Genomic DNA, 13112 nt, shown 5'->3' on the forward strand with positions numbered 1-13112 from the left:
TTTTCTTTCATCGAGGACTTTGCTTATTTTTTGTCATAAAGTGGGGGGTATCTATGTAGAATTTTTCATAAATCATTGAATTTATGAATCATAATTTATAGAATACAAGGAAATTTCATCAATTTTGATATGATTTAGTAGGGATTGGGGCAAATTTGATAGTTTTCCATTTGAACGGACTGCTTTGAAGTAAATATTTAGTAGAAATACCCGACCTGGTATAGGTATTTTCTCAACTTAATTGAGGTGCTATGGATTTTAATTGCAGATTCGCTAATTTTAATTGCACTTTCACTATTTTTATTTGCAGTTTTGCCAATTTTAATTGCACTTTCACTATTGTTATTTGCACTTCACCTTTTATTTGCAGTTTCTCACTTCTTATTTGCACACTTCCTATTTTTATTTGCGGTTTCTCACTTCTTATTTGCACCCTTCACATTCTTATTCATATTTCCTTTTTGCATTTTCTCACCTCGTATTTGCACTTCGACTGATCTGCAGTTGAGCATTCAAGATTATACAATCATAATATAAAAAGGGCTCTCAAAATGAGAAACCCTCTTTTCAAATCAAGAATTCACTTCAACTGAATGCCCTTGCTCCTGTAATACTTCTCCTTTAATTCTTCTTTCTAATGCAGGTGTAATTCTTATAAATATAAGAATTCCGATTACACCTAGGCTTGTTAAAAAGATGGATGTTGAAAGTTTTGATAAATACGCGCTTAGTGAAACAGTCATTGAACATATAAACATCGCTAAATTGAACGATAAACCTGCAACTGCCATATATGAACTTCTTGTTTCGTCAGCTGGTAAATTAGCCATGTAATTTTGTTGTACTGGTACTCTTAAAACTTCGGCAACAGTTGCTACAAACATCGCTATAAATAAAAGCAAAATGGAATTACTATATGAAATTACTGCATAACCACTTACAAATGCTATACAGCTCCAGATTAGCGTTTTTTGATCGTCCAATTTGCTTACTATTTTAGACGCAAAAAGTGCCATTACAACTACTAGAATCGTATTTTCTGTGCGAAGGAAACCAGTCATCTCGATTCCACCAAATGTCCAGTCAAATAAATGTTGTGTGTGGAAATCGTTCGCTAATCGAATACTAATATAATTTGTTAATTGAAATTCCATCGAGAGTACTAGTAAGCCTGCTAGTACATAAAGGATAAAGAGCCTATCTTGAAAAACGTCTCGATAATTTGAAATCATTTTATGAGCGTGATGACCAATCGTCTTCGTTTCTGTCTTTTCAGTGACCAAACTTTCTTCAACAAAAAAGGTAATTAAAATCCATGTAACTAGCGAGGCAAATGAAAGAGCTATTAATAATTCAAAAAAATATGTTTTAAATAAAAATCCGCCAAGCATTCCACCAATTGCAATTGATAAATTATTCGACCAATACATAATCGAATACATAAGCTTTCGTTCTTCCGGTTTACTTACATCGATTAACATTGCTTGATTCGCAGGACCTGCTAGTCCCCAACAGATACTATTTAAAGTCATCATCAAGAATGTAATATGAGGAGATGTATACCAAGGTGAATTACACAACATCATCGTAATAAACGCTAATAAACGTAATGTTTCAGCAAATACCATTGTCTTTTTTCGACCAAATTGATCTGAAAAATATCCCCCAAAAAAGTTCATTATAATTCCAATAAATACATTTACAAGTAAAAGCAAACCCGCTTGTTTTACACCAAAATGCTTTGATAAATAAATCGCCATAAATGGGAAGATCATACTTCCGATCGATGAACTTAAAAAAGATTCGAGTAATCGAATTTTTATATTTTTGTGAAACTTAAGTATCCCCATACTTATTCAACCTTTCTTTCCCCAATAAAAGAGCTTTTGTTGTACTGCTTTTAGGTCTATATTCAGGCATAAAAATTATTCGCATGAAAATTCCCCCTTTTTAAACTTTTCACTAAATTAGAATATCAGTAATTTTTGAGTATGCCAATATCAAACAATCAAACTTTTCTCCTATAAAAAAAGAGAGTAAACTTCTCCACCAGCTATTTTTTCAAAAATCGATAGTTGAAATAATAAAGTGATTAGATTATTATCTAATTAGATAATAATAAAAGTAGGTGCTTAATAAGTGCAGTTAAATAAAATTGTAGAATTTCACAAAGCTTTAGGTGATCTTACTCGTGTACGCATTATTGCTTTATTACAACAAGGTCCATTAAACGGGCAAGAAATTGCAAGTAAATTAGGTCTTAAGCCACCAACGATAACTCATCATATGACAAAGCTTAGAGAAGTTGGGCTCATAAAAGAACGACGTGATAAAAATACAATCTATTTCTCTTTAAATACAAAAATTTTAGAAATGAGTGCGAAAGCAATTTTCACCGTAGGAACAGGAGGAGATTCCAATATGGAAATGGCAGTTACTGAAAGTGAACGCACAAGCATTATTAACAATTTCTTTACGAAAGAAGGAAAACTTAAAGTTTACCCTGCACAACGAAAGAAAAAACTCGTCGTTTTAGAGCATATGATTAAGGGACTAGAATTTGGAAGGGTTTATCCAGAGAAAGAAATAAACGATTATTTAAAGGAATTTCATGAAGATTACGCTACGTTAAGACGAGAGCTTATCATGTGTCAGTTTATGTACCGTGAAAATAATCAATATGAATTAAACCCTGTTGAGTTATGGTGGTTGAAGTAAGGACAGGGAATAGAAATGCAAAAGCACCTCGCTAACATCTTAAATAGATGATAACAAAGGTGCTTTTATTTTTTATTACTTATGTGATTGTTTAGAAATATATTGCTGAACTACTTCAACTACATACTCTTGGCATGCTTCAGCAGTCGTTGCATTGTATTGACCACCATTTGTTTTATTGTTTGATAAAACACGAATTCCTAAGAAAGGTACATTATAAGCTTGAGCGATTTGAGCTGCAGCAGCACCTTCCATTTCTTCTACTGAAGTACCATAATTAGTATGGAACCATTTAATGCGATCAACTTCATTATTCCATACGTCTGCAGAACCGATTGTACCTTCTACAACTTTACCTTTAGTGTATTTATTTTTTACTGCATTAGCAGCCGCTAATAAATCTTTATTACCATCGTAAAAGCGTGGTTTTTCAGCATTTGGGTCTTCACCAGCGCTACCTTCTGAAGCCATTAAGTCCATTGGTTTCCAAAGAGTTGCATCAATTCCTTGGTTTTCGTCTTTCGTTTCAGTTTTTAAAGAACCAATATTAGTTGTTTTTTGACCTAATACAATATCAAAAACATTTAATTTTGGATCGTGGCCACCAGATGTACCTTGGTTAATAATTGCAATTGGTTTATATTTTTCAATAGCAATTGCAGTAGCAGCTGCTGTATTTTCCATACCTTTACCTGTCTTTGCTACGATAACTGGATATTTATCTAAATTACCTTTGTAAAATACGAAGCTACCTGATTTTTCTACTTTTACATTTTTTAACTTACTTGCAAATTTTTCAGCCTCTATTGGCATTGGACCTTCAATTATAATTGGTCTTAATTCCTTAGTTTTTGCTTCTGCAATATTTGATTTAAAGTTATTACCTACAGATACTGAGATTAATAACGCACTAGCAATTCCTAATAAACCGTACTTTTTTAACATAATTTTTCCCCCTTGATGTATCACACTCGATGCTTTGGCCCAAAAAAATGGTCTAGAAAATGTAGAACAATCTCTACCTTCTAGACCTACGTAAGTTAAAGTATAGGTAAGCAATTAATAAAACTTAAATGCTTGACACTAATTATCGGCAACATAAAATGATTACCAATATTACTTTAACTCGTAGTCCAGTTCTTCCATTGGGAACCAGGTAGAGACGCTCAGACCATATTACTGAGCATATACGAGTAATGTTTTATGAATGATTACAATGCTAATATATCAAATCAGAAATATATTTTCAAGATAAAATATGAACTTTTAAAACTTTTTTTTATAAATCGTTCGTATTTTAGTGGATACAGAAGGAGAAAACAGAAAAAAAGTTAAATAAATAACGTTTTTAAACAATCTCTTAAAATCTACGAAATAAATTTTCACTTTATTGGAATTCGAATTTTAATGGTCTTAAAAATAATTCTTCTAAAGTTTCTTTAGCGTTTTTATGTTCAAAAATTATATCAAACAATGCGTTACAGATTGGCAGTTCAACATCATACTGATTAGAAAGCTGCTTTAGTGCCTTAATTGTAGAAACCCCTTCTGCTAATTTATCAAACGGTTTTCCTTCGACAAATGCTTGCCCAAATTTTCGATTATGACTGTGCATTGAAAATAATGTTGCTTCATAATCTCCTAAATGACTTAAGCCGTAAATGGTTAAATCATTTCCTCCCATTGCTCTTATTAAACGTGAAATCTCTCTAGTCCCTCTTGCCATCAAAGAACCCTTTAAACTACTATAATTCAATCCATCAAGCATTCCTGCTGCTATTCCCATGGCATTTTTAGTTGCTGCTCCAACTTCATTACCAATTAGATCTTGCCCGTAATAAAATCTTATTAACTCACTGTTAAATGCCTTAGTAATCTGTTTTGATACTTCTATATTCTCAGAACCAATAACCATACAATTTGGTATATTCCTTACAAAGTCTTGTACGTGTCCAGGTCCTATCCAAACGGCTACATCACAGTTTTTTCCTACTTCTTCACTAAAGACTTTTGTCAGTCTTTTTCCTGTGGCAGATTCTAAACCCTTCATACAAAGTATAAAAGTTTTTCCTTGTATTCCATTATTTTGACTTAAACGCTTTGCAAATGTTCTTAGCTCTTGAGCACTAATTGAAATAATAATGATTTCTCCAAATGATATTGCACCTTCCAATGAACTCGTTAATTCAATTTCGTCCGGTAAGCCTAAATAATCATTTTTTCTTGTCTGTTTTAAGCCTATATAATTACTAGAGTTTTCTCTTCCCCATATAACTACTTCGTGACCAGTACGATTAGCATACCAAGCTAAAAAACTTCCCCAACGTCCGCAGCCTAAGACAGATACATTCATACATTTCTCTTCCTTCCAGAACTTAATAAAGAGTAACAAGATGATCGAGTTAGATTTTTTCTGTTTTGGGCTTTTTTTCTTACTCATGAACCCTCTATGAGTAACATATTTTCTCTTTTTGGCTCTTTTACTTACTCATGAACCCTCTATGAGTAACACTTTTTCTCTTTTTTCCTCTTTTACTTACTCATGAACCACTCATGAGTAACATTTTTTCTGTTTTTGGCTCTTTTACTTACTCATGAACCCTCTATGAGTATCACTTTTTCTCTTTTTTCCTCTTTTACTTACTCATGAACCACTCATGAGTAACACTTTTTCTCTTTTTTCCTCTTTTGCTTACTCATGAACCTTCTATGAGTAACACTTCTTCTCTTTTTCGCCCTTTTACTTACTCATGAACCCTCTATGAGTAACACTTTTTCTGTTTGTTCCTCATTTACTTACTCATGAACCACTCATGAGTAACACTTTTTCTCTTTTTCGCCCTTTTACTTACTCATGAACCCTCTATGAGTAACACTTTTGCTCTTTTTCGCCCTTTTGCTTACTCATGAACTTTTATGAGTATGAAATTTCATCTTATTATTAAAAACCCCTATTTTATATAGTCCAATTAATTAGCAATCCAGCGTGCGTTAATCCACCACCAAAACCATATAATAAAACTTTATCTCCATATTTAAGCTTTCCATCATTCACTCCTTTAGTTAAAGATAAAGGAATTGTTGCTGATGATGTATTTCCGCAATCTACTAAACTATGCAGAGTTTTTTCAATAGGGAATTCACTTCTTTCGCAGATCGATTCAATCATTCTTAGATTGGCACTATGCGGAACAAACCAATCAACTTCATTTATTAAAGTCGAACCGTTATTAAGTACAGCCTGCATGCCCTTAGGTACAGTTGTAACAGCCCATTTATATACCTCGCGTCCATTTTGAACAATATAATTGGTGTTCATAATATCTTCACCAAACATTTGATTCGATAAGTTTGAGCAGTATAAGTGTTTACCTTTTTCACCTTCTGAACCTAAATATGAAGAAATAAAACTAGGTTGCTCTTCATCGTACTCTACTAGGGCTGCACCGGCACCATCTCCAAATAAAATGCAAGTTGTGCGATCTTCGAAATCCGTTATTTTAGATAAAGTCTCTGCTCCAATAACTAAGATTTTTTTATTTAATCCAGATGTTATTAATCCATTTGCCATATACAACCCATAAGTAAATCCAGCGCAAGCAGCGTTTAAATCGATTGCCCCAGCATTTTTTATCCCTAGCTTTGCCTGAACGATTGAAGCAACACTTGGCGTTTTAAAATCTGGTGTTAATGTACAAACGATCATCATATCAACATCTTCAACTGACTTATTGTATTTTTCCATTAAGTTTTTTACTGCCATATAACTTAAATCACTTGTATGCTCATCTTCTTTTGTCATTCTTCTCTCTTTAATTCCAGTACGTTTTACAATCCACTCATCATTTGTTTCTACTATTTTTTCTAAGTCCTTATTTGTTACTATTTTTTCTGGTACATAAGATCCAATTGCTGTGATACGTGCTTTCGATTTGTGCATTAATGTCACCTCATTCAAATTTATTTATAGCTTACAAAGATTATAACACCAGATATTAATACTAGGTACTAATTTTATTTAAAATTTTTTTATTCTTAAGGCTCTGTTAAATTAGAGTGTTGATTATCTTATGTAACGAATGGTAGGTTAGTCGAATAAGGTTAAATGGTAAAAAAAGGTAATTTTGATATTTTTGTCGAATATGAATGTAAAGTATAGGAGGCGAGATACAATGAAATATATACAAAGAGTTTCTGTATTTATTTTGATTATAATATTATTATGTGGGTGTCAGTCAAAGTCTGGTGATGTTCAAATGAAGACAAAAATTTTAGAAATTCCAAATACAAGTGAATATGTAATCTTAAGGGTTCAAGGTGTTGATAAAGGCGTAGCCTCTGAAGCAACAACAATGACTATAAAGAATAATAAAAAAATTGAAGTGTTTATCGAAAAAGTAAACAAAATGGAAGTGGTTCAACCTTCAAAAGATGAATTAATGGAAAAATCCAAAGAGTTAAATAATAAAGGGAATTACTTCTTTATATTGTCGGATAAGGAATCAATGGACAACAAAGTATATATAATGAATTTTTTTAAAGATGGAAGGATAATTTTTCAGAAGCCTAATGGAAAGAAAGTAAGTTCAAATGGCAAAGGGCAAGAAATGATGTATTGGTCAAAAGTAAAACATCCAGATTTACTCACTGATTTAAAAAATCTATTAAATATAAAGTTTTAAAGCTGTTGGATTACATATCATAAAGAGTTGAATATTCCACATTAATTTTGTTCAACTAGCTAATGCTTTAGTTACATAATAGTTCCTAAGGTTGTCTAAATGGACAACCTTTTTTTAGTCCCAAAATCAACATTTTAATTTAACAGAGCAATTAAAAAAAAGACAGCACTAACTATTAGTAGTGAGATAATTAATTTAGGCAAAAAAAAATTGCTCAACAGCAACTTTTTCAAAAACCTACAATTCTAATGTCATAAAAACACTATTCGGATCCTCTTTATAATCAGCAAATGGACTACAATATTTAAAACCAGTTAATTCATATAATTTTTTTGCTGGATTAAATGCTTCCATCGAACCTGTTTCCAAACTTAGTCTCTTATACCCTCTATTCTTCGCCTCGGTGATAATATGTTGGAGCATTCTTCTTGCTACACCTTTTCTTAGTTGTGCAGATGATGTTCTCATAGATTTAACTTCTCCATGCAATGAATCAAGTTCCTTTAATGCACCACAACCAACTAATTCATCTTGATCCCATACACTCCAAAACGTAATTTCCGGCTTCTTTAATCCTTCAAGGTTTAGTGCATGAATGCTTTCTGCTGGAGAGTGTTGTGTCATCCCTTGAAGATGTTCATTAATTAGTCCAACAATTTCAGGTCCTTTTAAATCATCTACTTTAATTTCCACGTAAATCCCCCCTTGTCATTAATATTATACTAAATTGTCAGTCTACTTCATTTTTTTAATCGATAATATTGAAGAAGATGGATTTTCATAAAATAGAATTTTATGGAAAAAATAACAAAACTAGACGAATTAATTAACGGCAAAAGAAGGAATTTAAATGAATCGTAAATTAAGTATAACTGGGTTTCAATTTTTTTGTATGATTTTTATATTTGGGGTAGGTGCTTCACCACCAGTTGAAATTTTTATGAGGGCTAAGCAAGATGGATGGATTAGTTTATTAATAGGACTTTTTTTAGCTTGTTTACTATTCACTGTGTATATTAAGTTATACTCATTATTTCCAGACCTACTATTCACAAAATATATTCAAATTATTTTAGGTAAATATGTTGGAAAAATACTAGCATTAATTTATATATTATATTTTATTTATATTGCAGCACGTGATTTACGCGATTTTGAAGATTTACTTAAAATTACTTTATATAATGCTTCTTCTCTACTTTCACTCGGAATAGTTATGATGTTATTAATCATGTATGCAATGTCTAAAGGACTTGAAACATTCGCACGAGCAAATGAATTTATATTTATCATGATCATGTTTCTTGTTATTATTTTTATTGGCTTTGAAATCATTTCTAAATTAATTAAACTAGACAATTTAAGACCTGTTTTAGAAAATGGATGGAAACCAATTTGGAAAGCTGCTTTTCCAATTTCAATGACTATTCCATTTGGAGAAGTACTTACGTTTACGATGATTATGCCGCATTTAAACAAGAAGGATACTGCAATAAAAGTAGGAATCCCAGCATTATTATTTTCAGGTTGCATATTAACTTTATTCGCAGTCTTAAATACTGCAATATTAGGACCAGCAGTTATTGAAAGAACAACCTATCCACTTCTAACAGCTGTTAGTTATATTAATATTGCTGACTTCGTGCAAAGATTAGATACTTTTATCGTTGTCATTGCAGTATGTAATGCCTTTGTAAAAATTACAATCTATTTTTATTGCGCAGTATCTGGGGCCGCAGATTTATTTAATATAAAGAAAAGTGATCAGCTAGTCTATCCGCTTGGAATTATTACTGTCATTTGTTCATTATGGATAGCGACTAGTATTCTTGAACAGCATGATGAGGGAATCCATTTAGTACCATATTTACTTCACATCCCACTTCAAATCGTTATTCCAGTTAGTTTATTATTCATTCTACTATTACAAGGGAAATTAAAACGTAAAAAGACTTAAATAATAAATAAAATTATTCCACACTATTTTGCACATTATTAGGTAATATAAAAAGGCTCCAGTTTTCACCAGAGCCTTTTTGTTTTATTTTATAATTTGCAAATTTGATATTATTGTGTAACTGTTATAGTTTTAGGTGTTGTTGTAACTTTAAAACCATCTTTCGTAACAACATCTACTGTAACCGTATATGTGCCACTTGGAAGATCTTTTTCTGGTGCCCATTGTGTGCTAAAAGTATGCTCATTTTCGAATGTAGATGAATCTACGAGGTTCCCTTTAGCATCTTTAATATTAATCGTCCAGTCTACTCTGCTATATCCATATAGAGAAATTCTTGCAGGCTTAGATGCACTTACACCAGTAGATGGAGAAATACCCCAAGTTACCATCGCCATACTTTGCTTATTATAACTTTGGTCTCCCCATGTTGTCCAAGCCATGTTTCCTGCATAATCATTATATCTGAATACCATACCTTTTGGTTCTGTATTAACCGTTAGTTTCGTTACGCCAGGATTTAGTTCATAAAATGTTCCATTTACATAAATATCGGCATAATTAAAGTCAGTTGCATTATCAGTCGCATTAAATGTAATATCATATTTACCGTTGTTTGGTGTTACCTTAATATCAGAAATTTTTGGTGCAACTGAATCGACAATCATTGGCATTTTAACAGTTTGTGGTTTAGCATTTGGATAAGCTAATGTTGTTTTAATTACGTAATAGTAAGTACCGTCTGGAACAATATTCCCTGATGCGTCTTTCATATCCCATTGATATAAATTATATCCATAGTCTTGATTAAACATCATGTTTTTATTAAATCTCCATGGTTGTCCCGTTCCAGTGTATTCACTATAATCACCTAGATATCTAAGTTGTTTTCCTTTTGAATTTTCAATCGATACTTCTGCTTTATCTAAATTACGTAAAACAGCCATTGAACCATATATTCCTTTATCAATGTAGTTTGGAGAAAAAGCAATATGGTTTAAATCAAAGTTTAAGCCGTTGAATCCTAATGGTGTACTTTCTGAACTATCATTCCAAAGAGCAGTATAACCTGCAAACGCATCTTTATCCCATGCTGGAGCATCGATATTTCTTGGTGCATCCCATTTCCCATTAAAGCCCATATAAGGAATTGATAATGGTACCGCTTTTGTTGGATCCTTTGGAACAAGTCGGACAAAACCTTCAACGAACGCATTATCTCTTAACGTTCTAGGCAGGCGAATTTCTACATTTAAATTCTTCTCTTGTCCTGGTTTAATTTTAAATGAAGTACCATCTGTACTTGATACCTTTTCCCCATTTACATAAACTGAAGCACCTTCAATTTGTTTACTACTTAATGTTAAATAATCTTTTGAATCTAGCGTTCCATCACCATCTAAGTCAAATTGCTTCGTTTGAGTTCCGTCTGTTAATAAGTCAACATTAACTGTATATTCATATTCTTCCTTAGATTTCTTCACTTCAAGAGATTGTACATTTAAATTAAAGATCGCTCGGTCATTTTTAATTTCTTTTAATGCCACTGCACCAGCTTGCTCAAGTGGAGTATCTTTTCTTGTTACGATAACTGGCGTATTAATTGCATTTTGAATTTGCATTAAGCCAGAACCTTGAACGCGCGGTGAATAAGGAACTTCACTATTTGTTCTAGGATCCATAATGATTTTAGATGTATTCATTAATGCAACTTTAGCTTTTAAAACAGTATCTTCTGAATGCTGTAATCCTTTTTCATACAGTGACTGTAATACTAAAGCTGATCCACCTGCAACGTGAGGTGTCGCCATTGATGTACCACTCATCACTTCATAGCTATTTCCTGGTATCGTTGAATAAATATTTCCACCTGGTGCCGAAATTTCAGGTTTGAAGTCTAATGTTGGTGTTGTACCCATTGATGAAAAATAAGACATTGTGCCTGCGTCAGGGTTATCTACCCAGTAATCGCCTACATTTTTCATACTTAAATATTGACCAACAGGCATCTTGCTCATTTTATCTAGTAATGCAGCACCAATTGCTTTACTAGTTTCTGCAGTTGGTGTTGCAGTTGGTGTTACTGGCTGTGATGCATAATCAGGCATTTTTGTTGGTGGAATCATAATAATAGCCTTTGCTCCTGCTGCCTTTGCAGCAAACTGAATAGATGAAACAGTACTATATGAATCTAAAAGTTTAACAACTGCAATATAGTTCGTTTTACCTTTTGGATAATTAGCAGCTGTTTTCCCTTCACCTACGTATACTAAATCATAGTTAGTATTTGGTAATAAGTTTTTAGATACTTCAAAATTATATGTTGGCCCATATTGAGAATGATCTTTGAATGGTACTGTTAAACTACCATCAGAAATTGCATTCATATGGATTTTAGTATTTTCATATGACGCAACTGATATAGCGTACGGGCTTACCCCCGGTGAACCAACTGTTCCAATATCTGGATCTTCCGCATATGGTTGTAATGTTGAAGGTACTAGTAAAGCTTTTGAGCTATACGCAGAATTTCCGGCTGCTACAACTACTAATGTACCTTGTTCTGTTGCCATGCGAATTGCTTTTTGGATTGGATCATAATTTTCGTCTACATAGCCTGCGTCAGAACCTAAACTCATATTAATAACGTCTGCGCCCATAGTAACCGCGTGCTCGATTCCTGCGATAATATCGTCTTCCATAGCCCCGCCGCCATTATCAGAAAATACTTTTTCTGATAAAAGCTGTACTCCAGGTGCAATCCCTTCAACTCCACCTGTCGAATCATCACCATTTGCTCCAATTGTTCCAGAAACATGTGTTCCATGAGGACTACCTTTTGGACCAGGAATAACATCCGTATCGTTGTCTGCCCAGTCATATCCAGATGGTACTTTATCTGAATACCAAGTTTCGTTTACAGTAGTTGTTTCAGCAAACTTTTGAAATTTATCTTGTGTCCATTTTTCTTTCGCTTTAGCCTCATCTGGTAGTGTCATGTCTTTGTGCTTCCAATCAATACCGGAATCTACAACACCTACTAATAGTCCTTCGCCTTTATAACCGTATTGCTCCCAAACCTTTTGAGCCTGTACTAATTCTTTACTTGCTGCCATCGTTTCGTGGAATGTTCTAGCAACCTCTACATGTGTAACTCCAGGAAGTGACTCGACATCCTTCAAGTTCTTAAATTTTGTCTCTACACTGAATCCGTTAAATCCTTCAAAATAACGGTGTTTTAGTTTAAACGTTTCATTAGATTTAGTCGTTTTTAATTTTGAAATTTTATCGATTACTTTATCTTGTTTTTCTTTAAATAATGTTCTTTTATTTTGTTTTGTTACTTCACTATCACTTGGTTGATCAACTTCTACAATTAAATGAACAAGATCATCTGGTTTATGGTTGCCTAATTGCTCATTCTTTTTAGCAGCATCATAAATCGAATCTTTTTGAGCTGGCTCAGCTCTCTTAAGTAACATCGGTTTAACTTGTTCTTCCGCTGAAGAAAATGAAATATTGTTTTTTTCAGCAAAAGCTGTAAAAGATGTGAAAAGTAATGAAGTTAATGCCGCAGTAGACAAAACTTTAACCGCTTTCAATTTCCCGTTTTTCATTAACAACTCTCCTAAATATAATCTAGTATTTATTTAAATCCACTTTGCTTCCAAAGAGATTAATAGTTAAATAAAAATGACAAACTAAAGATTTACTATTCACCTATCTCGTGGCCATTAATAAATACAGTTAAATTT

9 protein-coding genes and 1 riboswitch are annotated in these 13112 nt (G+C 32.8%); of the genes, 3 read left to right on the top strand and 6 right to left on the bottom strand.

The genetic code is table 11. From position 1 onward, the window contains the following. Positions 1-572: 572 nt before the first annotated feature. Positions 573-1850 carry an MDR family MFS transporter gene (locus CN692_RS12480; RefSeq protein WP_098119494.1) on the bottom strand — a complete coding sequence of 426 codons (1278 nt, stop codon included), beginning with the start codon at positions 1848-1850 and terminating at the stop codon, positions 573-575. Between the two features lie 289 nt (positions 1851-2139). Between CN692_RS12480 and CN692_RS12485 the strand changes: the two genes are divergently transcribed. Beyond that, the gene (locus CN692_RS12485) at positions 2140-2718 is read left to right on the top strand and encodes a DUF2087 domain-containing protein (protein ID WP_098119495.1); all 579 of its coding nucleotides are present in this window, start codon (positions 2140-2142) and stop codon (positions 2716-2718) included. A gap of 75 nt (positions 2719-2793) precedes the next feature. On the opposite strand, the gene CN692_RS12490 is transcribed toward CN692_RS12485, so the two are convergent. The 3 genes from CN692_RS12490 to CN692_RS12500 all read right to left on the bottom strand — a co-directional run bounded on the left by CN692_RS12490 (position 2794) and on the right by CN692_RS12500 (position 6658). Beyond that, positions 2794-3663: a 5'-methylthioadenosine/S-adenosylhomocysteine nucleosidase gene (locus CN692_RS12490; RefSeq protein WP_098119496.1), complete on the bottom strand. Its 870-nt coding sequence runs from the start codon at positions 3661-3663 to the stop codon at positions 2794-2796. Between the two features lie 164 nt (positions 3664-3827). Further along, positions 3828-3931, bottom strand: a riboswitch (purine riboswitch). 174 nt (positions 3932-4105) lie between these two features. Beyond that, positions 4106-5158 carry an NAD(P)H-dependent glycerol-3-phosphate dehydrogenase gene (locus CN692_RS12495; protein ID WP_257144023.1) on the bottom strand — a complete coding sequence of 351 codons (1053 nt, stop codon included), beginning with the start codon at positions 5156-5158 and terminating at the stop codon, positions 4106-4108. A 516-nt stretch (positions 5159-5674) separates the two neighbouring features. Beyond that, the gene (locus CN692_RS12500; protein WP_098119498.1) at positions 5675-6658 is read right to left on the bottom strand and encodes a ketoacyl-ACP synthase III; all 984 of its coding nucleotides are present in this window, start codon (positions 6656-6658) and stop codon (positions 5675-5677) included. Between the two features lie 232 nt (positions 6659-6890). Here CN692_RS12500 and CN692_RS12505 point away from each other — a divergent pair, with 232 nt between their 5' ends. After that, a complete protein-coding gene (locus tag CN692_RS12505) occupies positions 6891-7400 on the top strand; it encodes a hypothetical protein (protein ID WP_098119499.1) in 510 nt (169 codons plus the stop codon). 237 nt (positions 7401-7637) lie between these two features. On the opposite strand, the gene CN692_RS12510 is transcribed toward CN692_RS12505, so the two are convergent. Then, complete coding sequence (locus CN692_RS12510) at positions 7638-8093, bottom strand: GNAT family N-acetyltransferase (protein ID WP_098119500.1); 456 nt, start codon at positions 8091-8093, stop codon at positions 7638-7640. Between the two features lie 157 nt (positions 8094-8250). On the opposite strand from CN692_RS12510, the gene CN692_RS12515 reads away from it, so the two are divergent. Beyond that, positions 8251-9357 (top strand): GerAB/ArcD/ProY family transporter, encoded by a 1107-nt coding sequence (locus tag CN692_RS12515; protein WP_098119501.1) that lies wholly within the window; start codon positions 8251-8253, stop codon positions 9355-9357. A 110-nt stretch (positions 9358-9467) separates the two neighbouring features. On the opposite strand, the gene CN692_RS27030 is transcribed toward CN692_RS12515, so the two are convergent. Then, positions 9468-12974, bottom strand: a complete 3507-nt coding sequence (locus tag CN692_RS27030) for a S8 family serine peptidase (RefSeq protein ID WP_098119502.1) — start codon at positions 12972-12974, stop codon at positions 9468-9470. Between the last annotated feature and the right edge of the window lie 138 nt (positions 12975-13112).

The sequence above is a fragment of the Bacillus sp. AFS002410 genome (assembly GCF_002556365.1).
Classification (GTDB): Bacteria; Bacillota; Bacilli; order Bacillales; family Bacillaceae_G; genus Gottfriedia.